General features: G+C 45.5%; 22 protein-coding genes. 11 read left to right on the forward strand and 11 right to left on the reverse strand.

Annotated elements, in window-relative coordinates:
* Positions 1-112: 112 nt before the first annotated feature.
* The 4 genes from hutC to K0625_RS15120 all read left to right on the forward strand — a co-directional run bounded on the left by hutC (position 113) and on the right by K0625_RS15120 (position 5,350).
* The gene (hutC, locus tag K0625_RS15105; protein ID WP_220110458.1) at positions 113-814 is read left to right on the forward strand and encodes a histidine utilization transcriptional repressor HutC; all 702 of its coding nucleotides are present in this window, start codon (positions 113-115) and stop codon (positions 812-814) included.
* A 229-nt stretch (positions 815-1,043) separates the two neighbouring features.
* On the forward strand, positions 1,044-2,714 hold the full coding sequence (hutU, locus tag K0625_RS15110) for a urocanate hydratase (RefSeq protein ID WP_220110459.1): 1,671 nt from the start codon (positions 1,044-1,046) through the stop codon (positions 2,712-2,714).
* Positions 2,715-2,716: 2 nt separating this feature from the next.
* Positions 2,717-4,249, forward strand: a complete 1,533-nt coding sequence (gene hutH / locus K0625_RS15115; RefSeq protein ID WP_220110460.1) for a histidine ammonia-lyase — start codon at positions 2,717-2,719, stop codon at positions 4,247-4,249.
* A gap of 201 nt (positions 4,250-4,450) precedes the next feature.
* Positions 4,451-5,350, forward strand: a complete 900-nt coding sequence (locus K0625_RS15120) for a LysR family transcriptional regulator (RefSeq protein ID WP_220110461.1) — start codon at positions 4,451-4,453, stop codon at positions 5,348-5,350.
* A 102-nt stretch (positions 5,351-5,452) separates the two neighbouring features.
* On the opposite strand, the gene K0625_RS15125 is transcribed toward K0625_RS15120, so the two are convergent.
* The 6 genes from K0625_RS15125 to K0625_RS15150 form a co-directional block, all read right to left on the reverse strand.
* Positions 5,453-5,839, reverse strand: coding sequence for a RidA family protein (locus tag K0625_RS15125; RefSeq protein WP_220110462.1), 387 nt, complete (start codon positions 5,837-5,839; stop codon positions 5,453-5,455).
* 69 nt (positions 5,840-5,908) lie between these two features.
* The gene (locus tag K0625_RS15130; RefSeq protein ID WP_220110463.1) at positions 5,909-7,315 is read right to left on the reverse strand and encodes a Na+/H+ antiporter NhaC family protein; all 1,407 of its coding nucleotides are present in this window, start codon (positions 7,313-7,315) and stop codon (positions 5,909-5,911) included.
* A 103-nt stretch (positions 7,316-7,418) separates the two neighbouring features.
* Complete coding sequence (locus tag K0625_RS15135) at positions 7,419-8,438, reverse strand: D-cysteine desulfhydrase family protein (RefSeq protein WP_220110464.1); 1,020 nt, start codon at positions 8,436-8,438, stop codon at positions 7,419-7,421.
* A gap of 86 nt (positions 8,439-8,524) precedes the next feature.
* Positions 8,525-9,265 carry a sulfite exporter TauE/SafE family protein gene (locus K0625_RS15140; protein WP_220110465.1) on the reverse strand — a complete coding sequence of 247 codons (741 nt, stop codon included), beginning with the start codon at positions 9,263-9,265 and terminating at the stop codon, positions 8,525-8,527.
* Positions 9,266-9,468: 203 nt separating this feature from the next.
* The gene (locus tag K0625_RS15145; protein WP_220110466.1) at positions 9,469-10,077 is read right to left on the reverse strand and encodes a DUF3157 family protein; all 609 of its coding nucleotides are present in this window, start codon (positions 10,075-10,077) and stop codon (positions 9,469-9,471) included.
* A gap of 106 nt (positions 10,078-10,183) precedes the next feature.
* Positions 10,184-10,720: an outer membrane beta-barrel protein gene (locus K0625_RS15150; protein WP_220110467.1), complete on the reverse strand. Its 537-nt coding sequence runs from the start codon at positions 10,718-10,720 to the stop codon at positions 10,184-10,186.
* A gap of 190 nt (positions 10,721-10,910) precedes the next feature.
* On the opposite strand from K0625_RS15150, the gene K0625_RS15155 reads away from it, so the two are divergent.
* Entirely contained in the window at positions 10,911-12,170 is a 1,260-nt protein-coding gene (locus tag K0625_RS15155) for a mechanosensitive ion channel family protein (RefSeq protein WP_220110468.1), read from the forward strand.
* An 89-nt stretch (positions 12,171-12,259) separates the two neighbouring features.
* Here the strand turns inward: K0625_RS15155 and K0625_RS15160 are convergent, their stop codons facing one another.
* Together K0625_RS15160 and K0625_RS15165 are read right to left on the reverse strand one after the other, a co-directional pair.
* A complete protein-coding gene (locus K0625_RS15160) occupies positions 12,260-12,886 on the reverse strand; it encodes a LysE family translocator (RefSeq protein ID WP_220110469.1) in 627 nt (208 codons plus the stop codon).
* 63 nt (positions 12,887-12,949) lie between these two features.
* The gene (locus K0625_RS15165; protein ID WP_220110574.1) at positions 12,950-13,507 is read right to left on the reverse strand and encodes a lysophospholipid acyltransferase family protein; all 558 of its coding nucleotides are present in this window, start codon (positions 13,505-13,507) and stop codon (positions 12,950-12,952) included.
* A gap of 110 nt (positions 13,508-13,617) precedes the next feature.
* Between K0625_RS15165 and K0625_RS15170 the strand changes: the two genes are divergently transcribed.
* A complete protein-coding gene (locus K0625_RS15170; protein WP_220110470.1) occupies positions 13,618-14,040 on the forward strand; it encodes a YybH family protein in 423 nt (140 codons plus the stop codon).
* Here K0625_RS15170 and K0625_RS15175 read toward each other — a convergent pair.
* Entirely contained in the window at positions 14,032-14,787 is a 756-nt protein-coding gene (locus K0625_RS15175) for an NRDE family protein (RefSeq protein ID WP_220110471.1), read from the reverse strand. The genes K0625_RS15170 and K0625_RS15175 overlap by 9 nt on opposite strands.
* A 64-nt stretch (positions 14,788-14,851) precedes the next feature.
* Positions 14,852-16,399, reverse strand: coding sequence for a metal transporter (locus K0625_RS15180; RefSeq protein ID WP_220110472.1), 1,548 nt, complete (start codon positions 16,397-16,399; stop codon positions 14,852-14,854).
* A gap of 257 nt (positions 16,400-16,656) precedes the next feature.
* Here K0625_RS15180 and K0625_RS15185 point away from each other — a divergent pair, with 257 nt between their 5' ends.
* Together K0625_RS15185 and K0625_RS15190 are read left to right on the forward strand one after the other, a co-directional pair.
* A complete protein-coding gene (locus K0625_RS15185) occupies positions 16,657-17,259 on the forward strand; it encodes a YhgN family NAAT transporter (protein WP_065204487.1) in 603 nt (200 codons plus the stop codon).
* A gap of 492 nt (positions 17,260-17,751) precedes the next feature.
* Entirely contained in the window at positions 17,752-20,640 is a 2,889-nt protein-coding gene (locus K0625_RS15190) for an immune inhibitor A domain-containing protein (protein WP_220110473.1), read from the forward strand.
* Here the strand turns inward: K0625_RS15190 and K0625_RS15195 are convergent.
* A complete protein-coding gene (locus K0625_RS15195; RefSeq protein ID WP_220110474.1) occupies positions 20,637-21,197 on the reverse strand; it encodes a chorismate--pyruvate lyase family protein in 561 nt (186 codons plus the stop codon). The genes K0625_RS15190 and K0625_RS15195 overlap by 4 nt on opposite strands.
* Before the next feature lie 126 nt (positions 21,198-21,323).
* Here K0625_RS15195 and K0625_RS15200 point away from each other — a divergent pair, with 126 nt between their 5' ends.
* The 3 genes from K0625_RS15200 to K0625_RS15210 all read left to right on the forward strand — a co-directional run bounded on the left by K0625_RS15200 (position 21,324) and on the right by K0625_RS15210 (position 23,962).
* Positions 21,324-21,776: a flagellar basal body-associated protein FliL gene (locus tag K0625_RS15200; protein ID WP_232847124.1), complete on the forward strand. Its 453-nt coding sequence runs from the start codon at positions 21,324-21,326 to the stop codon at positions 21,774-21,776.
* 129 nt (positions 21,777-21,905) lie between these two features.
* Positions 21,906-23,054 carry a 23S rRNA (adenine(1618)-N(6))-methyltransferase RlmF gene (rlmF, locus tag K0625_RS15205; protein WP_220110475.1) on the forward strand — a complete coding sequence of 383 codons (1,149 nt, stop codon included), beginning with the start codon at positions 21,906-21,908 and terminating at the stop codon, positions 23,052-23,054.
* Positions 23,055-23,530: 476 nt separating this feature from the next.
* Entirely contained in the window at positions 23,531-23,962 is a 432-nt protein-coding gene (locus K0625_RS15210) for a GNAT family N-acetyltransferase (RefSeq protein WP_220110476.1), read from the forward strand.
* Positions 23,963-23,990: the final 28 nt, after the last annotated feature.

A 23,990-nucleotide genomic window follows, 5' to 3' on the forward strand; every position in this document is an offset into this window, starting at 1 on the left:
AAGGGAAATAAGCACTAAAAACCACCAAAATTGCTCACTTAGATAGGGAGTAAGGTAACAGCTTATCTCGTTTCTTTTAGCTTAGCGCAATATTCAAATATAAGGAGCGCCAGTGGCCACGCCAAAGTTTGCTGAGATCAAACAATATATTCTAGCCCGCATCGAGTCTGGTGAGTGGGAGGAGCATACTCGTGTCCCCTCTGAAAACCAGTTGGCTGAACAGTTTGAGTGTAGCCGAATGACGGCTAGGCGAGGATTAACTGAGCTGGTGGAGAGTGGCGTGCTTGAGCGAACTCAAGGCTTGGGAACCTTTGTTGCCGAGCTTAAGTCTCAATCCTCCATGATGGCGATCCGCAATATTGCCGATGAGATTAAAGACAGAGGACACGGTTACAGCGTGAAACAGCTGGAGCTCACCAGCATTGAAGCGATCGCGCCTATTGCCATCGCGCTTGGGCTAGAAGCTGGAAGCCAAGTGTTCTATTCAGTACTGGTTCACTGTGAAGAGGGCGTGCCCCTGCAGCTAGAGGAGCGCTTTGTGAACCCTAAGCTAGTGCCTGAGTATTTAGCTCAGGATTTTACCACTCAGACACCCCATGAATACTTATCTCAGGTCGCTCCGCTGACTGAAGCTAGACATACCTTAGAGGCCGTTGTCGCCAATCAACATAATCAACAAGCATTGAATATTGAGGCGACAGAGCCCTGTTTACAGATTTTACGTCGTACCTGGTCACGTCAAGGCGTGGTGAGTTTTGCCAAGCTAATACACCCAGGAAGTCGCTTTAGATTGGGCGGTCACTTGACGTTCTAATCGATCTGCTGCGAATTTCGATGAATACCACTGCGTGGTGAAGAGCATAAAAAGCTGAGTAAAAGCGTGAAAAAGATGAAGGGTAAAGCAAGAAGAGTTGGCTGAGTCCAATCGAGATCAAGATGTATATACAAGTAACAAACAAAGTAAAAAACAATAGATCAAATAAAACCAAAGCTCTCTAAAAGAGAGTGATAAGAAACAGATAAATTGAAAGAGGTTAACTAAGATGGATAAGAGACACGACCCTAGCCGTCGCATTATAGCTCCACACGGTAGCAAGTTAAGTTGTAAGAGTTGGACCACCGAAGCGCCAATGCGCATGTTGATGAATAATCTTCACCCTGATGTCGCTGAGCGTCCTGAAGATCTGGTTGTTTATGGTGGCATTGGCCGTGCAGCCCGTGATTGGGAGTGTTACGACAAGATTATTGAAGTACTACAGCGCCTTGAAGAGGATGAAACCTTACTGGTGCAGTCAGGTAAACCTGTTGGGGTTTTCAAGACCCATAATAATGCGCCCCGCGTTATTATTGCTAACTCAAACCTAGTGCCACATTGGGCAAACTGGGAGCACTTCAACGAGTTGGATAAGAAAGGTTTGGCCATGTATGGCCAGATGACAGCGGGTTCTTGGATCTATATTGGCTCCCAAGGGATAGTACAAGGCACTTATGAAACCTTCGTTGCTATGGCTAAGCAGCATTTTGGTGGTTCATCTGCAGGCAAGTGGATCTTGACTGGTGGCCTAGGTGGTATGGGCGGCGCTCAGCCACTTGCAGGTACTATGGCGGGTTACTCTGTTCTCACCTGTGAAGTTGACGAGACTCGTATCGACTTCCGTCTGCGTACTCGCTATGTCGATAAGAAAGCGACCTCACTTGATGAAGCCTTAGCTATGATCGATGAAGCGAACAAGAGCGGTAAGCCTGTCTCTGTTGGCTTGCTTGCAAACGCTGCCGATGTATTTGCTGAGTTAGTTGAACGTGGTATCACGCCAGATGTGGTCACTGACCAAACCTCTGCTCACGACCCGCTCAACGGTTACCTGCCACAGGGCTGGAGCTTAGAGCAAGCAGCCGACATGCGTAAGAAAGATGAAGCGGCAGTGGTTAAAGCGGCTAAGCAGTCTATGGCTGTGCAGGTTAAAGCTATGCTTGCACTGCAAGCTGCTGGTGCTGCAACAACCGATTACGGTAACAATATTCGTCAGATGGCGTTCGAAGAGGGAGTAGAGAATGCATTCGACTTCCCAGGTTTCGTCCCTGCCTATGTTCGTCCTCTGTTCTGTGAGGGTATTGGTCCATTCCGTTGGGCAGCGCTTTCTGGCGATCCAGAAGATATCTACAAGACAGATGCAAAAGTTAAAGAGCTTATTCCTGATAATCCACATCTGCATAACTGGTTAGATATGGCCCGCGAGCGTATCGCCTTCCAAGGCCTGCCTTCTCGTATCTGTTGGGTTGGCTTGAAAGATCGTGCCCGTTTGGCGTTGGCCTTTAATGAGATGGTGAAAAGTGGTGAGCTTTCTGCGCCAGTTGTGATTGGTCGTGATCACTTAGACTCTGGCTCTGTTGCCAGCCCGAACCGTGAAACTGAGTCTATGTTAGATGGCTCGGATGCAGTATCAGATTGGCCATTAATGAATGCTCTGCTTAACACTGCAAGTGGCGCTACTTGGGTATCGCTACATCACGGTGGTGGTGTGGGCATGGGCTTTAGTCAACACTCAGGTGTGGTGATTGTTGCCGATGGTACTGATGATGCCGCTGCTCGTCTTGGTCGCGTGCTTTGGAATGACCCTGCAACGGGTGTGATGCGTCATGCTGACGCTGGATATGATATCGCTAAAAACTGCGCTAAAGAGCAGGGCTTAGACCTGCCAATGTTGGAGAAGTAGAGATGAGCCATTTAGTATTAAAGCCAGGTACCCTGACTCTGTCGCAGATCCGCGATATTAGCCGTAACAAGTTAACACTTGAGCTTGCCGATGAAGCGATTGCCGATATCAATATCAGCTCTGGCATAGTGCAGAAGATTATCGATGAGAGCCGTACTGTTTATGGTATCAATACAGGTTTTGGTCTGTTAGCGAATACCAAGATTGAAGATAAAGATCTGCAGCTACTGCAGCGCTCGATCGTACTTTCCCATGCTGCTGGTACTGGGCAATATATGCAAGATGCGACAGTGCGTCTGATGATGGTCTTGAAAATCAATTCACTGAGTCGTGGCTTTTCTGGTATTCGTCTAGAGGTGATCAACTTCCTGATCCAGCTGGTTAATGCTGAGGTTTACCCTTGCGTTCCAGAGAAGGGCTCTGTTGGCGCATCGGGTGACTTAGCCCCACTATCACATATGAGCCTAGCACTACTTGGCGAAGGTGAAGTGAGCTACAAGGGCCAGATCATGTCAGCTAAAGAGGGGCTTGAGATAGCTGGTCTTGAGCCGATTGAACTGGCTGCAAAAGAGGGGCTCGCTCTACTTAACGGTACGCAAGCCTCTACTGCATTAGCGCTTGAAGGCCTGTTTAACGCTGAAGATCTGTTTGCGGCAAGCTCTGTGATTGGCGCGATGAGCGTCGAAGCTGCAATGGGCAGTCGCAGTCCGTTTGACCCACGTATTCATGCTGCCCGTGGCCAGAAAGGTCAGATGGATGCCGCTGGATTATTCCGTCACCTCTTGGGTGATGAGTCTGAGATCAGCCTAAGCCATGTAGATTGTGAAAAAGTGCAAGACCCATACTCACTACGTTGTCAGCCGCAGGTACTCGGTGCGTGTTTAACGCAAATTCGTCAGGCTGCTGAAGTGTTAGGTACTGAAGCCAACGGCGTAACAGATAACCCATTGGTTTTCCAAGATACTGGTGACATCATCTCAGGGGGGAATTTCCACGCTGAGCCTGTCGCGATGGCTGCCGATAATCTAGCGATTGCACTTGCTGAATTAGGTGCGATTGCTGAGCGTCGTATTGCGCTACTTATCGACCCTAATCTGTCTAAGCTGCCACCATTTTTAGTTGAAAACGGCGGGGTAAACTCTGGCTTTATGATTGCTCAGGTCACAGCGGCCGCATTGGCCTCTGAGAATAAGACCTATGCACACCCAGCTTCAGTAGACAGCTTACCAACATCGGCAAATCAGGAAGATCATGTCTCTATGGCAACCTTTGCGGCACGTCGTCTGCGTGATATGTCTGAAAATACTCGTGGCGTATTAGCTATTGAGTTGCTGGCTGCGGCGCAAGGCCTTGATTTCCGTGCTCCACTGCAACCAAGTGCGGCTGTGGCTAAGGCGAAAGCTGAGCTGCGTGAAGTGGTAACTTACTATGATAAGGACAGGTTCTTCGGCCCTGATATCGAAGCGTCGACAGACTTGCTCCTGACCTCTAGCTTCAATAGCTATCTTCCTGCAGGTGTACTACCAAGCTTGTAGGAGTTAGATTGACTTAGTTAGTTGAAACGAAAGGGCCTAAGGGCCCTTTTTTGTTGCTGGCTTTTATTCAGCGCTAAAGCTTCTATTTTATCTTCTCGAGCTCTAGGGATCATTTGGTTCTGAGATTGAGCGCTAAGTTAGCGGATCTGTTTTTCGATATGATTGGGGGTGGCATAGGCCATATTTGATAGGTGAAGTTGAATGCTTGCAGACTCCAAAATAAAGATGCGTCAAATTGAAGCATTTCGTTGTTTTATGTTGTCGGGAACAGTAACAGGCGCTGCAGAGCTGCTCTATATATCTCAACCTGCGGTGAGCCGCCTCCTGTCTGAGTTGGAGTATCGGGTTGGCTTTCCTCTGTTTGTGCGTACCCATAATAAGTTAGAGGCAACACCTGAGGCTAAGTTGTTCTATCAGGATGTGAAGCGCGTGTTTGTGGGGATGAATAGCCTGACTACCTCGGCAGATGCGATTGCGCGAAATAATCAGGGGCGACTGCGTGTCGGCGTGATGCCTATCTGTTCCAATAGTTTTATGACAGACGTGCTTGCTGAGTTTTTGACTCAACATCCTAATGTGGCGATTGAACTTGAGGCCGCTCCCAGAATTCAACTGCTCGATTTAGTGCGTAGCCATCAGGTTGATACGGCGATTGTGACCAATATTGAAGCCGGTGAAGATGAGTTTAATTTTCAGTTTTTGCGTAAGCATCAAGCTGTGGTTGTGTTAAGTGAAGGGCATCCATTAGCTGATAAAGCTTCTCTGTCACCGGTAGATTTGAAAAATGAACGCTTTATGACTTTAGGTTACGGCAGCCCATTTCGCACCAGAGTCGAAGATGCGTTTATTAAGCAGAATGTAAAACGAAATATTATTTTGGAAGCGCGCGAGCAGAGCACCTTGTTTCAGTTAGTGAAGAAGGGGGTTGGAATCGCGATTTTAGATCCCTTTATTCTACACCTAGGGGTTGAAGGTGTGGTGGTGCGGCCGTTTGAGCCAGTAACTGAGTGGGAGTATTATGCGGTTCAGGCTAAAGGGATACAGATGCCTAGAGTGGTGGGAGCCTTTCACTCCATATTATTGGACTACTTTGAAAGATAATCTTTCAAAAATCTGTAGATTGTTTATTAATGGTAATCAAAAAGCGGTAAAACCGCAGACGAACTTATTCGACTGCGGTATTAGCTAAGCTGAAATGCTCGACTAGCTTCTTACTGCTATCGCTTCGATCTCAATCTGTGCATCTTTAGGTAGACGAGCCACTTCGACACATGAACGCGCTGGGTATCTTGCTCCAAGCTCATCGAAAAACTTCTGGTAAACCTCATTCACAATCGGAAAGTTATTTAAGTCTTTCACGAAAACCGTCATCTTAAATACTTGGTTCATTGTTAGCTCTGCCGCTTCAACGATCGCCTGAACATTTTTTAGAGACTGGTAAGCCTGCTCTGCCACATCGTCTGACATCTCACCAGTTACAGGGTCTATAGGGAGCTGGCCTGAGGTGAATACCATATTGCCGAGATCGACACCCTGGACATAAGGACCGATAGCCGCTGGAGCTGATTGTGTGTTTAGTGCTGTAGACATTTTTATTTCCTGTTTTTATCAGTGGCGGTCACTGCCGCCACCTGTATTGTTTGGTAAATGAAACTTGTTTTAGGCTGGCTGTACCTGAGATTGAAGCTGTTTGTTGTAACGCTTCCAGCCAGTCATGATAGAGAACATCATCACGCCAAGTAGGGCCCAAGGATAGGGAGCCATAAAGCTAATTGACGCACTCGGTACGGCTAAGCCGGAGGAGATAGCCGATGTTTCGACTGCGGAGTACCAGACCATTACCGCAAGACACCAAGGCATCATGTAAAAGATTGAGCAGACTGAGGCGCTCATCAAGTTGGCTCTGCGTTCTGGGCTAATATTGTTCTTCTCGCCTAGTGGTTTAACCAAAGTTGGGCCAACCAAGAGCTGAGAAGGCGCGTTTGAGCTAACTAAGAGTGATGAGACTGAGGTTGAATAGAACATCAACAGCTCAGTGCTTCGGGTGCTGTCAGAGACACGTTCGGTAATAAAGGTCAGTATGTCATCCATGATCCCGCTGTTCATGAATATTTTAATCACGCCCAGTATCAAGATAACGAAAACCACAGCACCTGTAACACCGGCTATCGCATCTTCGATGATGCCGTTGGAGTGGCCACGTTGAGATGGCACTGTGAAGAGATCTGATATAGCAAAAGCTCCGATCCCAAGGCCAACAACAGCAGCGACCAAGATCCCGTAGCTCAAAGCTTCTAATAGGTGGCGACCTTTGAGGGCAAAAAAGACAACGGCAGCGACAGAGAGCAGCATAAGTAGACTCTCAGGTCGGGCACTTTCACCATTTTGAGAGGCTGTTTCCACCAAGCCGTCACCTTGGCCGAAAAAGACTAAGGCCACAAGGGCGATGGCCCCTGCGGTTAAGGATAGCGGCATACGTTGACGAACCGTGGCGCCAAAATCAGCTCCCTGTGTGGTACAGCCAACGATGGTGGTGTCGGAGATTGGTGCGACATTGTCACCAAAAACAGCGCCTGAAAGCAGGGCGAGAGCAACGAATGCAGGATCGGCACCTAAATAAACACCTGCTGGGAATAGAATGGGTGCTAAGGCTAAGTTTGCACCGTTTGATGATCCCGTTCCCATGGCAAAGATAGCCGTAGACATAAAGACAATAACAAGGAACATACTTCCTTGAATACCAGTCGACATACCGAACCAGAGAATACCGTCAACTAAGCCACCGGCTTTCATTAAGGACCCGAGTACAGCGGCGAAGATCCAAGCAGTGATAACAACGACGCCTGTTTTATCTGCGATACCATCTAAGATCGATTGAAAGTAATCCCGCTTACTCTTAACCAGAAACATACCTAAGATGATAGCGATAAAACCTGGTGCCCAGGCTGCTTTAGGACCGCCGACACCGTTGAAAGTAAGCAGTAACATCAGACCGACCATGGTCAGAAGTGGAACCATTCCACCAATTTTTCCAATATGAAACTCAAGCTTTGTTGACTGAGACATAATGATTCTACCTATCACTGAGTGTTAGCTTATAAACATCAGAGATAAAAAGTGTGGCCAAAATGCCTGAGAGGGACTCTGCAGGCATATATATTTTTAGTTATTACTTATTGGCAATCAGTTCTGGGTAGCCGAATAGGGCTGGTGTACCACCTGTATGTAAGAAAACGATGTTTTGATCTTGAGTAAATTGACCGTTGCGGATCATACCTATCATTCCAGCCATGCTTTTTGCTGTGTAGGTTGGGTCTAATAATATCCCTTCTTCTTGACCTAAAATCTCGATTGCTTCATGAACTTCAGCAGTTAACTGACCATATCCTGGGCCTAACACCCAATCTTCACACTTAACTAGGTCGTGAGTAACCCTGTTCTCATCAACACCAAGTAGCTGCAGGACTTTGCGCGTTTTTACTAATACACGCTCGAACTGAGCCACTTTGTCGCGGCGGACGCAGAAGCCATACACGGGAATATCACTGTTTAGGGCGATAAGACCGGCTAAAACACCTGCGTGAGTGTTAGCTGAGCCTGTTGGTAGTACGATGGCATCTATTTTCATGCCAGTTGCTTGTGCTTGAAGGAGTAGCTCTTCGACACAGTCAACATAACCTAGTGCGCCCCAAGGTGTTTTACCTACGGCTCCTAGTGGGATAACGAATGGCTTATAGCCCTCTTTCGTTAGCTCGTCGGCTCTGTCATACATCACCTGATCGGCGCCGTTCTCATCTTCACCCACTGGATAGGTGTGAATTTTTGCACCCATAAGTTTATCTAAGAATGGGTTACCGCTATCTTCATATTCAGGAAGTCTGCCATCAACGCGGTGCTCTAATTGAACCTCTACATGCCAGCCCATCTTACGTGCTGCAGCAACTGTCATACGAACATGGTTAGATTGAACTGCGCCTGTAGTGAGCAGAGCATTACAACCATCAGCTTGCGCCTTACCAACATAGAACTCTAATTGGCGAGCCTTATTTCCACCCATAGCTAAACCAGTAGCATCATCACGCTTTATCCATAATTTTGGCCCATCGAACTTCTTCGTCATATTTGCCATAAATTCGAAAGGTGTTGGTGTATGTGCTAATTTAGCTTTAGGGTATTTATCAGTAAGCATTTTTAATTCCTTTATATTAATTTATTTTCTTGTATCAATATTTATAAGAACAGCTGTATTTAATTTTTGATTGGTTTTTGTTTTATCTAGATGTTGAGTAAGATATTTACACCACTACCAAATAAAACAACTAAAGTAATTTTTTTAAAAAGATTTTGATTAATGAACTTAGCGATATAGTCGCCAAATAAAGCGCCAATAAAAGTCGCTGGAATTAACATCAAAGATGTTTTCAGTGTTTCATTCTCAATGCCGACAAAGGAAGCTTGCAGGCCTAGAGCTACAATATAGGAGAAGGTTGAACAGGTGATCACTGTGGCACGGATCTGATCTTTAGTGAGTGGGCTGCGGGTCAGGTATGCCACAACAACTGGGCCAGGCATCGCCATTGCACTGGCCATCACGCCTGACATAGTTCCGATACCAAAGCAGGAGCCCCTACCCATCTTGGCTGGAATAGCTTCATGGCCTTTACGTACCTTAACCATCTCTAAGATATTCTGGGTTGTTATCGCTAGAATAAGTAAGGCAACGGATATTTTAAGGGCTGTAAGATCGAAGTTACTGAATATAATAATGCCGATTGGGTAGCCTAATGCACAACCTAGCATTATTTTCTTTACTAAATCCATTGGTGCTATTTTTCGGATTTTTATCCAGTGAACGAGAGACATAGCTAAAGTTAATATAATGACAATTTGAACAGCAGAATTAGATTGAAGTAATACAATTAAAAAACTAACGCCAATTAATCCAAATCCAAATCCCGTTGCAGCTTGTAATGTCGCTGCGAAAAACACCGTCATTAATAATAATGAGAGTTCCATAAATGAACCAAAGTTATATATTTAATCTATGGTTCGAATTATATGTTTAAGACACCTATTTAGGTCAATTGACTAAAGATTCCTCAGCTATAACAAAATGTTATGCTGAGGGGTTTTACATTAAAAAGCCGGAAAAGCGTTGCTCTTCCGGCTTTACATTATTTAACCCGTCACTTTGGTTAGAGGCTGACATGGTTAATAGATCACATTCTTGAGTCCATCTCACCTATTTTTAAGCTCACTAGCTCTTTGGTCCAGAGGTTAGGGTCTATGCCTTCGAACCAGAAGATCTTACTTTCACGTTGTTGCCCCTTGCGCAGGTAAGTATCAGGCATTCTGAAAATCGCTTTCCAGACCTTAATGGTTTTGGTCTCTAATAGCTTACCTGTGTCGTCAAACAGGGTGACATCTAGGTTGATCAAAACGTAGTGTTCTGAGCTGTTGCTGGCCAGATCGAAAGTTAGGCCTAAACGGCCATCTTCATCCCATTGACTGTTAAGAAAACTGACTTTGACTCCACCCTTAGCGGTACTTTTAAGTAATTCAGCTTGCGACATGGCGTTGGCTGTTAAGGTGGGAGCTGATATTACTGCTGCTTGAGCTGAGGCTTGTGAAGTCGGGGCACTCGTTGTGGTCGCTGTGCCGACAACTGGAGTTGTTGTCTCTAAAATCACATATTCCCAAGTAAAGTCATCATTAAGTCTGACCTTAGTGCCGTTGTTCAATGTGACTGTTGTTACCTCTGCCGCCATGGCCGGTATAGCTAGAGTGAGGAGTGCGAACCCAATCAGGGTATTAAGTGTTTTACGCATAGGTTTGAACCCAAATAGATAAGTTGGCTCTAGCATAAACCGAATGGAAAGATATTTCATGGAGTTGTCATAGACAAATGCCCTAGAGTTGAACCTGCGCTACAGTTTACATCGCATAGCCTATGCTAATGACAGCAGAATCTGTTGAGGTGTTATATCCAACACCTAGCATCAAGCCCATATCCATCATATAACGTATGCCTAACTCGCCTCCCCAGGAGGTATCAGATCCTTTTTCCCAAATAGGCTCACCATCAACAATTTTAGGGGTTTTACCTGTGGTGGAGTGTGTTTCAAGACTATAGTGAACTGCGCCGCCATAGAGACTCAGTTGCTGAGTTAGGCTATAGCTGAGACCAAATCGCCACATCTTATCTTGGGTGTAACCCTCGGCGGGCTTTATTAGTGCGAGATCTTCCTCTTGGCTAGCGGCATAACCTATGTAGTAGCCCCAACTGGAGTAGTCTGGGTCGAAATGATAGGGGGCTAACGTGATGCCGTACATATTGTTTTCGGCAGGTATATAGTCCAGGCTGATGCTCATTTTAGGCTTAAAAAGCTTTGATGTATCATCTTCGGCCTGATTAGCCATGACATTGAGACTGACTGTTAACGCACTTAGCATAATTAGGTATCTCAACATCGACATACTCCTACTTTTGACTGTATTAAAGGTAAATTGTTGGTAATCTTTGTCCCTCAGTCAATTAAGAATGACTAAACCTATTGAAAAATAAAGAGTTGTGATTGATTTGTTTTGCCTTTGTGGCGAGTTGTTTCTCGGGGTGTTATCCGTTTAACATGGTGCTAATACTTTTTAAGGAAGATTGATAGTGGATCAAGAACTAAGATTGCGGATCTCAAAGTGGTTATCCGACTGGGGAGTTAACAGCACGCCATCGGACGATGTGTCAACTTCGTTGCTTGTCGTGGTAAGTCTCGTGTTAGCCATCATCGCTTACCTGTTTGTCAGGCGTGGTGTTGTGCGCGCCATGAATATCGTGATCCACCGCTCTAAAGTGAGTTGGGATGATATCTTTATGAGGCATAAGGTACTGGAGAAGTTCTCCTATGTTGTACCTGCCCTTGTTATGAACCTCTTGATCCCATTGGCATTGAAAGAGCATCAACTAATAAGCTCACTGGTCGATCGCCTGCTGAGTGTTTGGATTGTGGTGATGTTGGTGCGCGCCATCTATAGTGCACTGGATGCGGTGAATGAGATTGCCGATGTCAATTTAGTGAGTAGGCGTCTGCCGATTAAGAGTTTTGTTCAGCTATTTAAGCTCTTTCTCTTCTTTGTTGCCATCATCATCTCTATTTCAGTTCTGGCAAACCAATCTCCGGTCTACTTCCTCAGCGGTTTAGGTGTCGCGACCGGTTTGGTGATGTTGGTGTTTAGGGACACCATATTAGGCTTTGTCGCTGGAATTCAGCTGGCTGCTAACCGCATGGTGAGCACGGGCGATTGGATCCAGATGGATAAGTATGGTGCCAATGGATCGGTTGTTGAGGTGTCTTTAACCACAGTCAAGGTGCAAAACTGGGACAATACACTGACGATGATCCCCGCCTATGCCCTGGTTTCCGATGCATTTAAGAACTGGCGTGGTATGTCTGAGTCTGGTGGTCGACGCATTAAACGTGCGGTCTCCATCGATATTCACAGCATACACTTTCTCTCTGAGGAGGAGCAGGCCAAGTTAAGTAAGATTAACTGTTTAAAAGAGTATTTCTCCTCGAAAAGAGAGGAGATATCCCTCTTTAATCAAGGTGTTGAAGATGCTGATATGCCAGTAAATAGTCGTCATCTGACGAATATCGGTACCTTTAGGGCTTATCTGATTGAATATGTGACCAGACACCCGCTGATCCATAATGATATGACCTTGCTAGTGCGTCAATTAGCGCCAACATCCGAAGGTGTTCCTATTGAGGTCTATGTGTTTACTACCGATATTCGCTGGAACAATTACGAAGATATTCAAGGTGATATTTTCGATCATATCTTTGCGATCTTACCTGAATTTGGCTTAAAAGCTTTCCAGGGGCCAACAGGTTCAGATATCCGAAGCTTGAAGGGAGAAAGTTAAGAGTTAGAAGTGGAAAGTTTTAAGCTAAGTTCGTTAGCCGTGATTCTGAACAGGTTTCAGAATCCAGCTTTTATGTTTTTAGCTCGCTATTAGTTTTCTCGAGTGACTAAGATGGCCGCTAAGCCGATAAACACACCACCACTGGTTCGATCGAACCAGTGCAGTTTATTGCTAGTTTTTAGAGTTGGCGCTAACACATTGGCCATGCTGGCGTAGAGCATCACAAAGCTGAAATCCACGACAGCCCACGTGATTGCAAGAATGGCTAGTTGGGGGGCTTGAGGAGCTGATATGTCGATAAATTGCGGGAAGAGCGCGCCAAAAAAAAGCAGGTCTTTCGGGTTACTAATTCCCACAAGAAAGGCCTGTTTAAACATCTGGGGTGGCGTGCCTTTGCTCTTGATATGTTGCAGATCTAACCCTTGAGAGCTGGCTTTTGTTAGCAGTAGTTTGATACCGAGAAACAGCAAGTAGGCTGCGCCGCAGTATTTTAAAATCGTAAATCCATACTCAGTTGCACTCAGTAGGGCGCCGAGCCCCGCCGCCGATGCTGCCATCAAAATAAGCGCTGAGGTAACACTACCTAATGCGGTTGCCAAACTGCGGGTTTTACCAAAATGGATACCATGACTCATAGATAATACCGCCATGGTTCCCGGAGAAACGGCGATCAGCAGGACTGCAAAAAAGTAGAGTAGCCAAGTATCAAAGAGCATAGAGCTAATAATGTTTGTGAGATGGAATCTGCACTATAACGAGCGCTGACAGGATTTGCCAGTCTATTTTCCCGGAGTAAAATCTGGGATCACTTTAGGGTGGCAGCCCTTTATAGAGCGGTAGAATTCGATGATCTTATCCATATCTTGCTGCATATCTTCTGTGGTATCTATGCCATTGGCGATCAGTACAGTTTTACTGCCAAAATCTAAGCCGACGGTGACAATGGGAACATTAGCCTTGCTGGCAATATGATAAAAGCCTGTTTTCCAACGTTTTACAGGGCTACGAGTACCTTCTGGCGCTAAGGCTAGTGAAAACTTAGGGTTATCCTGAAACAGGTGCACGACGCCATCGACCAAGTTGTTGCTCTTTCGTCTGTCGACTGGGGTGCCGCCTATCGCCTTGAAAAACCAACCCCAAGGCGGAATAAAAAGCTGATGCTTGCCGAGAAAGTTAACTTTTGCTCCTAAAGCTCCACGGGCTAAAACGCCAATAATAAAGTCCCAGTTGCTGGTGTGTGGGCCCACAATCGCAACATATTGGTGCTCGGTTGGAAGCGCACCAGAGATTTTCCAACCGGTTAATTTTAAAACTAATTTGCAAAACTGTTGAAACATATAGGGAGACTCTAAGCCTTGAAAATAGAGAATGGCCTCAAAACAGGAATATCGAGGCATGAGACCATGAATTAGGTTAGTATACATTATCGCTCACTTCTGGATATATCATGTTTAAAAAAGGACTTTCTCTTATCTTATTGCTGTTTGCGTTTAGTGCGTCAGCCGTGCCTACTGATGATATAGCTCAGGTATTGAAAGCGCAGGAAGCTGCGTGGAATCGTGGCGATCTCGATGCTTATATGCAAGGTTATTGGAACAATGAAAAGATGCGTTTTGTCTCTGGTGATAAGTTTCGCTATGGCTGGGAGGAAACCTTAGCTGCTTATAAGAGGAACTACCCAGATAAAGCGACCTTGGGCACATTGAAGTTCACCATCAAGGAGATCAAGATGCTGAGTAACTACGGGGCCATGGTGGTTGGTCGCTGGCAGCTGACTCGTGCGAAAGATAAGCCCGGTGGTGTGTTTACCCTGCTGGTAGAGAAGATAGATGATCGTTGGGTTATCACCCATGACCACACCTCAGATTAAATTGAACTCCTGTTGGCCTAAGTTGCGTCCTTTACCGTCATACCTGACCTCAATAAAGCGGGTGTTCCCCGATGTATCTTGCAATATGATGCTGGTGGATCGGGTTCCATATTCAGGGTGGCGGATATAGATAGAGGAGAGTAGACGCTCCCACTCTATGGCTATCCCCGTCTGGGGAAGCTCACTCTCTTCTGCGCGAGTTTCATCTTTCATTATGGCGAGCAGGGCTTGAATATCTGGCTCATCTGACTGTGTAATACTCGTCTCTAATGCAATGGTGCCCCGAGCCATTTTAGGCCAGACATCGTCTAGCGCGCCGTTACTGATAGAGTGAAATCCAGGAGTTAACCTTGTTAGTGCTTTCTGGCTACTGTTATAGCAGTAAAGCTCTCTTCTGTTGCCGAAGACCAGATTGAAGGGGTTGTAGTTTTGGCTGTGCTCTCTTAGCCAAGCCGTGGTCATAGGTTCATGATGTTTAAGGGCGTTGATGACCAATTCCCCACGGCTTCTCATTCCATCTTGCTGCGCTTGTGGATCTCTAAAGTTTGTCAGCGCAGCGAAGTCACCGAGCCGGTTTACTCCAAGCCAACTTCCACCTGCCTGAAGATCTTTCCCTGCGAGTAACTCGTTTTCTGGCATCCAGAAATGGGCTTGTTCTGTGGGTCTGTGATGGAACTCATCACGATTAGCACAGACGATAAGTGGGTATTTAGGGTGTTGCTCTAGCGCGATAAACAAGATGCACATAGGCGGTCTAGATCCAAGGATGATATTTTGAATCTAAACCCTATTTAAGCTGATTGCTATCTATTTAATGCTTATGGCTGTGTCCATGGTCGTGGCCATGATCATGTGAGTGGGCTTTGGGCTGAAGATGCATGATCCTAGCCATAAACTTTCTCGGCCCCAAACGCAGTAGACTTGCGGCAAACAGGCAGGCCAGTACCGTTAACGATAGGGTATTGACGCTATCGGGCATGACCATCAAGGCGTGCCACTGTGGCTGGATCATATTGATGGTCACTAAGCTTGCCAGTATTAATCCAAATAACAGAGCGCGTTGAGACCAGTTCATCAGTTTCAGCTGAGCGAGATTGAAAATAGGGGCGACTAAAAGTGCCAGCATCACAGCCTCGGTACTCCAGCCGCTATAGGCCAGAGAAAGAGCCAATACTGCTCCCCCTAGATTACAGAATCGCATCGGTAAAAATACCAACAGCAGAACTGCTACTTGGGTGATTGGGCTAGCTAAAGGCACTGATGGATGACCAATCAGGTTCGCTAAAATTAAGCTCAGTATTATCCAAGGTGCACTGCGATCGACTAAGTGCGAAAAGCCGAAACGTAGCGCGGATTTTGGCAGATGAAGATGAGGATCTGTGGGCTCAACTTTGGTTAAGGTGAGCACTGTGCCTATCATTATAAGTCCGATAAGTTGCAATAGGGCGAACACTGGACCAAGTAGAAGTGCCGTGATGATTAATGCTTCTGGTCCCGCCAAGCGCTGCAACCATCTTTGGGCTAGCGAAGTGTTATCGGGTGATAAACCAAAATGGAATCTAAGGCTAGCTGCGACGTAGCTAAGTAGCAGAACAGGTGCGAGAGTCAATAACCAATCGGCAAGCTGCTCAGTACTGTGACTGTGGTTGTGATGTTCATGTCCGCCAGAGTCGACCATTAATAGTAGTCCAAGCAGAGCGATACCCAGTAAGCTTCCTATCCCTGCGTGATACTCATATTTTCCCTGCTTATCTTCATGGCTTTCACCATGGGGCTGGTGTAACACCACGTGCAAGATAGAGCCGGTGACAAAGGCTTGCAGGTAGACAGTGTTATCTAAGCTTAATTGGGTTAATAGCTGCTCTCCGGCAAAATAGCCAAAGCCTGTTAGTAACATCATCGCGGCCAATACCGCCATAGCCCAGCGCGCACCTAACTGTGGCTTGAGTAACCACCAGATAGCTAAGCCGACCGGTAATCTATGCAGTATCACGCCCAATGCTAGCAGTATGGAGTTGTCATCATGCTGAGCCAGTACCATGGCACTGCCATCTGTGATGGTATGCAGGAGTAGTCCGCCTATGCCTAAAGTCAGTGTTAGGTTATGGGTGACCTCAGAGTAGCGATGGAAGAGTTTTTCACTGGCAGTGGGGCCCCACAAACCTATGATGACGAAGATAATAGCTAGAAACCCGCCATGCTCGAGTAGCTCAGGTAGAATATGCACCAGCACTAAGCCGCCCAGGGATACGAATATAAATCCGTCCAGGCCTTTTTGTAGCCCGTTTTCTGTCGAAAGATATCGGTAGAAGAGTGGGCCTAAAAGTAGAGCGATACAGCTGGCTAATAGATAAAGCATGATTTGTTTAGCTGGGACCTTTAAAAAAGACGGGCTAGTATACCAGTTTCTATAAAATAAGCAGTTAAGCTCGCATTATTTACATCAAGTGTGATCATATTTCACCTCAATAGGGCAGAAACACAGTTAACTGACTTTAGCTTGGGTCATTAATAAGGCATCAAGTGAGCATTATTGTGTAATTTTTCTGTCTGATTGTTGCTAAATAGTTATAGAATATAGTTATTCCTTACCCTAAAAGAGAGGCTTTCGCCCCTATGGATACCTTTTCCGCCGCAGTTATGCTGTTTCTGATCATGGATCCGCTTGGTAATTTGCCGATTTTTGCCTCCATATTACGCCATATCGATCCAAAAAAGCGCCGCAAGGTATTAATCAGAGAACTCTTCTTCGCTTTGATCATCATGTTGCTGTTTCTGTTCGCCGGAGAAGCAATCCTTAATTTTCTGAACTTGAAATCAGAGTCTGTCAGTATCGCTGGCGGTATTATTCTCTTTCTCATCGCGATTAGGATGATCTTCCCACAGCCTGGTGGTGTGGTTGGCTTAGCAGCCGGTGAGGAACCCTTTATTGTGCCCATGGCGATTCCGTTAATGGCAGGACCTTCGGTGTTGGCTGCACTCATTTTACTGGCACATACAGACAGCACACGAATGTTAGATTGGACTATTGCTCTGCTTGCTGCCTGGGGGGTGAGTGCCGTTATTCTCCTCTTCTACAAGGTTTTCACTAAGGTGTTGGGTGAGAAAGGCTTAACGGCGGTGGAGCGTCTGATGGGAATGGTACTTGTGATGATCTCTGTGCAGATGTTCCTCGATGGAATTGCAAACTATATGGCGCACATTGGTCAGGTAAAATAGAGACTGAACAACAAAGGTCTAGTTGTGAGTACTTCAACTGCTCTCCCCTTGCTGTATTGATAATTCATAAGGCTTAGCTAAATAAACTGTGCTGTTTAGCTAAGCTTCCTGCCTTAATTACATCTCCATAATCAGCCAAGCATACGGTATGAATGGCTACTTTTTATCTTAATCCTCTATTAAGTGTAAATATCTCCACAACGTGAGTTTTGTTGCGGTTTATTGCTGTGAATAAGGGGGAAGTGCTGTTACCTTTTGTTGCTCACCTGTTGTGGTTGTGATGATTTTTTGAATCTTATTTTGTTTAAATTGTCATAGGTTAAGACACGTATCACCAAAATAAATGAACCAATACAGCTTGGGATCCGTACTAAACTTAATCGACATGAGTTGTATTGAAAGCGGTGTTAAAAGTGGTAGCTCTGTTAAGTGGGTGCTCAGCTCTTATGAAGAGTGGTAAAACTCTTAATAAATAGAAAGGAAGTCAAGGTTATGATATCGAAAAGCAACGAAGGCATGCTCTTTAAAATATGCCTCTCTATTACGCTCTCTTTAATGGGCTCGACCTTGATGGCTAAACCTTTCGATCTTGCTAACGCAACGTTGGCTGATGCTGGAGTGGTAAATAAGGAGCAGATCTTATACTGGTTGATTAAGCGCGGTGAGCTCTCTGAAGATGCATCTATTGATGAGAAAGCTGCCGCCGTGGATGCATACTCATATCGCAAATTTGGAGGCAGGAATAAAGGCGATCTACTGAGTGCCAAATTTGAGCAGAAACGATTAAAAGCGCTTAAAAAGCACCAAGCGCTGAAAAGTCGTAAAGGGTTTAATGCTCAGCAGTTAGAAACTGAGGCTCTGGCCGATAGTGATGTGACTAAAACCGTCAAAGTGTTGGGAGTCTTAATCGATTTTCCAGATCTTCCCTATGATAATAATCGCCTCTCTGCCAGTGATACTGCTATGTATTACCCCAGTTACCCTAACTCTCATTATGATAATTTGATGTTTTCTACTACAGGTTTTACTGGACCTCAGGGACAGAATTTGCAAACCGGGTATCAATATTATCAGGCGGTGTCTGGTGAGAGCTTCTTCTTTACTGGTGAGACAAAGGGCTGGTTTACTGCTGAAAATAATGCAGCGTATTACGGTGGTAATGATGACAGCGGTGATGATAAAGCGGTACCTGAGCTAGTTAAAGAGGCGGTAACCCAAGCTGTCGCAGGCATGTCCAGTGCAGAACTTGCCAGTTATGATGTGGAAGATCCAATGGATCTCGATGGTGACGGTAATTTTGATGAGCCCGATGGTAATATCGACCATGTGATGCTGTTTCATTCAAGTATCGGTGAGGAGGCGGGTGGTGGCGTGCTGTCTAAAGACGCTATCTGGTCCCATCGATTCTTTGTCTACACAGGCAATAACCCTGGATATACCATACCTGGCACAGGAATGAAGGTGTTTGGCTACACTGTTCAGCCTATTGATGCTGCGGCGGGGGTGGTTGTTCATGAGTTTGGTCACGATCTAGGTTTGCCTGACGAGTATGACACTAGTAACGAAGGGGACGGCTCTCCCGTAGGCTCATGGTCTGTGATGTCTGGTGGTAGTTGGACTGGTAGCATTGCTGGAACTCAACCTACAGGTTTTAGTCCCTATGCAAGATCTTATCTTCAGGAGAGATATAAAGGGCGCTGGGTCAATGAGCAGGAGGTTCTGCTTAACACGATTGATGATTCAGGGGTTGAGGTCGTGCTCAATGAAGCGGTAAATCACGGCTTTGTTAACCAACTCTCTATCCCTTTGCCTGCAGCACCTATCCCTTTTAAAGCCCCCTATGCCGGCGAGTATCAATACTACTCCAATCAGGGCAATCTGATTAATAATGCACTCTCATTTGATGTTAGCTTGCCGAGCTTAACGCCACTGAGTTTAACCATGAAGGCCCATTGGAATATTGAGCAAGATTACGATTATGCTCAGCTGATGGTCAATGGTGTGTCAATTGAAGGTAACCATACTAAAGCCAGTAACTTAATTAACGATGCGAGAAACATAATTACTGCCAGTTCAGCAGATATTGCTGGAGCCGAAGGCGCTAATAACTGGGTGGATCTGGCGTATGACCTCAGTAATTATGCGGGGAGCTCAGTTCGGATAAGTTTAATCTATAAAACTGATGTGGGCTTAAGCGAGTATGGGATAGTTATCGATAACCTTGAGCTCACTCAAGGAACGAGCACTGTTTATGCGGATGATGCTGAAACTGCAGGTAGAATGGATCTTGTTGGTTTCTCTAGAATCGATAATCAACGTCCAGGGGCAGAACGTCGCTATATCGTGCAGCTGCGTAGCCATAATGGTGTCGATGCGGGGCTTGATAGTCACTCCTATGAGCCTGGTGTGCTGCTATGGTTAGAGAATTTTAGCTATGCAGACAATAACTCTAGCTCACACCCTGGAGTCGGCTTGATTGGGGTTGTCGATGCGGATCAGCAGATGATTCTCGGTGGTAATAGTGGGTCTGATACGCAAATTCGTGATGCTACCTTTAGTCTGTTTAATCAGTCGAGCTTTTCTGGTGATGAGCATCTTTCAGCTATCTCCACCTTCGATGATAGCCAAGATTACACCGCACCACTTCAGCCTCAATCGGGTATTATTTTGCCGAAACTTGGCTTAACCATGGAGGTGATAGAGCAAAATGTCGACTCATCTCTTGCTAAGGTGGAGTTTAATTTTGCGGGGGCAACTACGCCCCCTCCTGCATCTAATCTTAGCTCTGAATTCAGTGCTACTCAGGAGGTTAAGGGAACAGTGCTCTTTACTCCAACAGTGACAGGTGGTGATGGTAACTACTCCTATCTTTGGAGCTTTGGTGTTACCGGAGCCACCAGTGCAGAGGTAGAGCCTAGCTACACCTATGCCGCATCTGGCAGTTATTTGGTGACACTAAAGGTGACAGATGGTCTAGGTTCGACTGTTGAAAGCAGCCAGACAGTTGCCGTTACACTGCCCGTAGCCCCTGTCGCTGGATTTACCTTTTCAAGCAATGAGTTGGAAGTTAGCTTTACTGATGGTACGACGGGAGGAGAGGGTGCTTTAAGCTATGCTTGGCAGTTTGGTGATGGACAAACGAGCAGTGCTCAATCACCAACACATACCTATGGTTCTGCTGGAACTTATAGTGTCACCTTGACCGTTACCGATAGCTTGAATGTGCAGAGTAGCAGTACTAGCTCACTAACTGTGACGGCCCCTGCCGCGCCAGCAACAAATGTGACGAGTTCTGACGACGCCGGTTCTGGTGGTGGTAGCCTAGGTTGGTTAACACTATGTTTGCTGGGATGGTTAGGTATTAGAAGAGCGAATCGTTAGTTTTTAATCAATTGCTGAGCCGCGGGAAGAAAGGTCTCACTGACGATCAACTCCTCATCGTGGTAGGAGAAGTAGCGTCTTCGCCCCCAAAGCTCGTGATTGGCATCTTGTTTGAGTGAATGCATTAAGTTGGCCAGCTTATGGCAAGGGGTGAAGTGGGCGACCTCTATTCTGCCGGGAGAGAATTCGTCACTGGAAAATAGCAGCTCTCCCAAAGGCCTTGTGCCTAAAGTGAGGAAGTCGGATTCTTTTTGCTGCAGTAAACTTCCTGGAATTAAGGTACGGGCAAATACCCAAGGGATCCCATCAAGACAGAGCAGTACTTCCCGTACCCAAGCTTGAGTCTGAGAGGGAAATTCACCGCTAAAAGGAGTTAATGTGCCCTCTCCGAGAACTTTTACTTCAAATTCAGCACAGTGTGATCTTAGTTTTTGGGTTAAACTTCCTTTAGAGAGCAACCAGTCTTTTAGAGGTGATTTTGGGAGTTGGTCGATTTTTTCTGGTGAAAACCACTGAATTGATTCACCATATGGAAAGCTTAACCTAATTACACTCATCTGATTCTCGGTACAATACTGACTTGAAAACTGCTGCAGTCTAGCATGTAAAATCCGCGAGCACAGTTTTTTGAAAAATCGAATACAATGCCCTGCATACAATCGCTTGAAATGGAAAATTTGGCTATGAAAAAATGTGACATTTGTACTCTGTTGATAAAAAGAGTGACCTCTTTGCTGCTTATTCTTTCTATCAGCATCTTTAGCTTAGGTGTCAATGCCGAAGAGGAGGAACCTCAGGAGGAGCAAACACAGGCTGAGTACGCTTATTATGGCTTTGAGCCTGAGATAGTGACCAATTACCTTTCAACTGGCAGAAAGTTAGGCTTTGTCCGGATAAGCGTTGAGCTAATGGTGAGAGCGCCAGAAGATCTGGTGGCGATTGAACATCATGATCCTCTGTTGCGTGCGGCGATTATTGAGATCTTGGGAAGCCAAACTGCTGACAAGGTTAAATCTCTTACTGGACGTGAAGAGATCCGCCGTGAATGCTATGAGGCGGTTAATCGTCTTATTGAGCAGGAAACCGGTAAGCCTCTTGTTGTGAATATGCTATTTACTAAATACCTCTACGATTAGTCGCTCAAAAATTTAAAAAATCGTTAATTTCCCCTCTATGATTGCCGTTAACTCCCCTGTTAACGGTATAATCCGCCTTGCCTTCAGCGCTTTAAATGTTCGCTGATTCATTTAATTGGTAAATTTTTTATGACGAAGCCAAGCTCTAAAGCAAGCCGAAAACCTGTGATTAAGTCGGGTAGAAATTCAAAGAGATCTCGCTCTGGTAGTGGCAAAGGAGATGTACAGATTGCTCGATCCATCAATAATCAAAAGCCTGGCCTGCATCCGCGTAACTTACACCGTGATGGTTATGATTTTGATAAGTTAACTAAGGTAAGCCCAGCATTAATCCCCTATGTTCAGCCAAATCCTTACGGTAACCTCTCTATTGATTTTGCCGATCCCCAAGCCGTAAAAGCGCTGAATACAGCATTATTGAAATTAGATTATCAGATAGAGAGTTGGGATATCCCCGAGGGCTTTCTCTGTCCGCCAATTCCAGGAAGAGTCGACTATCTTCACTATATTTATGATCTCTTAGCTGGAGTGGAGCGCTTTGAAAATAAAGCTGAAACTGAGGCAGAGGGACAAAATGTCCCACCTGTAAACTCCCACACTATCAAGCCTAAAAAGATCAAGATTAAGGCACTAGATATAGGCACTGGGGCTAACGCTATCTATCCACTTCTGGGGATCCAGACCTATGGCTGGCGCTTTGTTGCAAGTGATGTCGACCCTATCTCGCTGGCTAACGTCAAGGCTATTGTAGAAGCTAATACCAGTTTGCTGGGTAAACTGGAGACTCGCCTGCAGAGCGATCATCAAAAAGTATTTAGCGGTATCATCAAGCCCGATGATAGGTTTGATATCACCCTGTGCAATCCTCCTTTTCACGCCTCACTTAAGGAGGCGAGTGAAGGTAGCCAACGTAAACTGAAAAACTTAGCTGAGAATAGAGCGTCTAAGGGACACAAGCTTGAGTCTAAAACTCCAAAAGATAAGTCTCAGCTTAATTTCGGTGGCCAAAAGGCGGAGCTTTGGTGTGAGGGCGGTGAGAAGCAGTTTCTTCATAACATGATATGTGAGAGTAAAACATTTGCGACTCAATGTTTATGGTTTACAAGCTTGGTCTCTAAGAAGGAGAATTTAGAGGTTTGTTATGCCGAACTTGAAAGGGTGGGGGCTATCACCGTCAAGACTATAGATATGGCTCAGGGAAATAAGCTGACCCGTGTGCTGGCTTGGAGCTTTTTAACACCATCACAAAGAGGTTTATGGGCAAAGTATCGTGGTTAATACCAATCAGTATAAAGATTTGATCGCTCAGCGAGAGTTTAGCGGTCCTGAGGCAAGGTCCTTAATTGCTCCTGCATTAATGACATTCACCACATCCATGTGGTTTGCAACGAGTGAAGAGCATAGTGAAACTAGGGTTTAGCTCCCTCTTTGTTTATAAAAAGTCGCAGTATCAGAACCGCTAAAACTCGCCTGTAAGGAGTGTTTTTGGCTTGCCTACTTCTGCGTTGAATGAACTCACAAGGGGACAACCATTCTATCATCCATTCGCCTTGAATTAGTTTGCCAAAAGACACTCTGAGTAGATCAACTTCTTATATTGATTGGTATAATTCACGCGGAAACTTGCGCTTAGTGCTGTGACTGCTTTTATCCACTCATCATTGTCATATTGAATATGCCTCAAATATGGGGTTGAAAAAATAGCTTATGCTGTTAGTTTCATATATTCATTTATGGCTTTGGAGCAGTGTTGGATGCAGAGGTATAGGATAAGTACCGAGTTAAGTGAGATGGATATCGATGTGATCCATGGATTTGTCTCCGAAAGTTATTGGGCTAAAGGTATTCCTAAGTCTGTATTGAAAAAAGCATTAATGAATTCACTCTGCTTTGGTGTGTTTACTGACGATAATGCGCAGGTAGGTTTTGGCCGTTTGATCACTGACAGAGCCACCTATGCTTACCTTGCGGATGTCTTTATTCTCGATGAGTACCGCGGAATAGGTTTGAGCAAAGCATTAATGACAAACATAGTTTCTCACCCAGATCTTCAAGGACTGAGGCGTATGGTATTAGCCACACGAGATGCCCATGGCCTATATGCTAAGTTTGGTTTCGAGCCTGTACCGAATCCCGAAATCCTAATGCAAGTTTGGCAACCAGAGGTTTATAGTGTTAGTGAATAACGCCTTAATTCTTTTTTAAATTTAATTT

The sequence above is a fragment of the Shewanella nanhaiensis genome, assembly GCF_019457885.1.
GTDB classification, from domain to species: Bacteria; Pseudomonadota; Gammaproteobacteria; order Enterobacterales; family Shewanellaceae; genus Shewanella; species Shewanella nanhaiensis.

Excerpts from the sequence above, each read along its gene's own strand:
- hutU (WP_220110459.1), top strand. The coding sequence starts at position 1,044 with ATGGATAAGAGACACGACCCTAGCCGTCGCATTATAGCTCCACACGGT.
- hutH (WP_220110460.1), top strand. The coding sequence starts at position 2,717 with ATGAGCCATTTAGTATTAAAGCCAGGTACCCTGACTCTGTCGCAGATC.
- K0625_RS15120 (WP_220110461.1), top strand. The coding sequence starts at position 4,451 with ATGCTTGCAGACTCCAAAATAAAGATGCGTCAAATTGAAGCATTTCGT.
- K0625_RS15125 (WP_220110462.1), bottom strand. The coding sequence starts at position 5,839 with ATGTCTACAGCACTAAACACACAATCAGCTCCAGCGGCTATCGGTCCT.
- K0625_RS15130 (WP_220110463.1), bottom strand. The coding sequence starts at position 7,315 with ATGTCTCAGTCAACAAAGCTTGAGTTTCATATTGGAAAAATTGGTGGA.
- K0625_RS15135 (WP_220110464.1), bottom strand. The coding sequence starts at position 8,438 with ATGCTTACTGATAAATACCCTAAAGCTAAATTAGCACATACACCAACA.
- K0625_RS15140 (WP_220110465.1), bottom strand. The coding sequence starts at position 9,265 with ATGGAACTCTCATTATTATTAATGACGGTGTTTTTCGCAGCGACATTA.
- K0625_RS15145 (WP_220110466.1), bottom strand. The coding sequence starts at position 10,077 with ATGCGTAAAACACTTAATACCCTGATTGGGTTCGCACTCCTCACTCTA.
- K0625_RS15150 (WP_220110467.1), bottom strand. The coding sequence starts at position 10,720 with ATGTTGAGATACCTAATTATGCTAAGTGCGTTAACAGTCAGTCTCAAT.
- K0625_RS15160 (WP_220110469.1), bottom strand. The coding sequence starts at position 12,886 with ATGCTCTTTGATACTTGGCTACTCTACTTTTTTGCAGTCCTGCTGATC.
- K0625_RS15165 (WP_220110574.1), bottom strand. The coding sequence starts at position 13,507 with ATGTTTCAACAGTTTTGCAAATTAGTTTTAAAATTAACCGGTTGGAAA.
- K0625_RS15170 (WP_220110470.1), top strand. The coding sequence starts at position 13,618 with ATGTTTAAAAAAGGACTTTCTCTTATCTTATTGCTGTTTGCGTTTAGT.
- K0625_RS15175 (WP_220110471.1), bottom strand. The coding sequence starts at position 14,787 with ATGTGCATCTTGTTTATCGCGCTAGAGCAACACCCTAAATACCCACTT.
- K0625_RS15180 (WP_220110472.1), bottom strand. The coding sequence starts at position 16,399 with ATGCTTTATCTATTAGCCAGCTGTATCGCTCTACTTTTAGGCCCACTC.
- K0625_RS15185 (WP_065204487.1), top strand. The coding sequence starts at position 16,657 with ATGGATACCTTTTCCGCCGCAGTTATGCTGTTTCTGATCATGGATCCG.
- K0625_RS15190 (WP_220110473.1), top strand. The coding sequence starts at position 17,752 with ATGATATCGAAAAGCAACGAAGGCATGCTCTTTAAAATATGCCTCTCT.
- K0625_RS15195 (WP_220110474.1), bottom strand. The coding sequence starts at position 21,197 with ATGAGTGTAATTAGGTTAAGCTTTCCATATGGTGAATCAATTCAGTGG.
- K0625_RS15200 (WP_232847124.1), top strand. The coding sequence starts at position 21,324 with ATGAAAAAATGTGACATTTGTACTCTGTTGATAAAAAGAGTGACCTCT.
- rlmF (WP_220110475.1), top strand. The coding sequence starts at position 21,906 with ATGACGAAGCCAAGCTCTAAAGCAAGCCGAAAACCTGTGATTAAGTCG.
- K0625_RS15210 (WP_220110476.1), top strand. The coding sequence starts at position 23,531 with ATGCAGAGGTATAGGATAAGTACCGAGTTAAGTGAGATGGATATCGAT.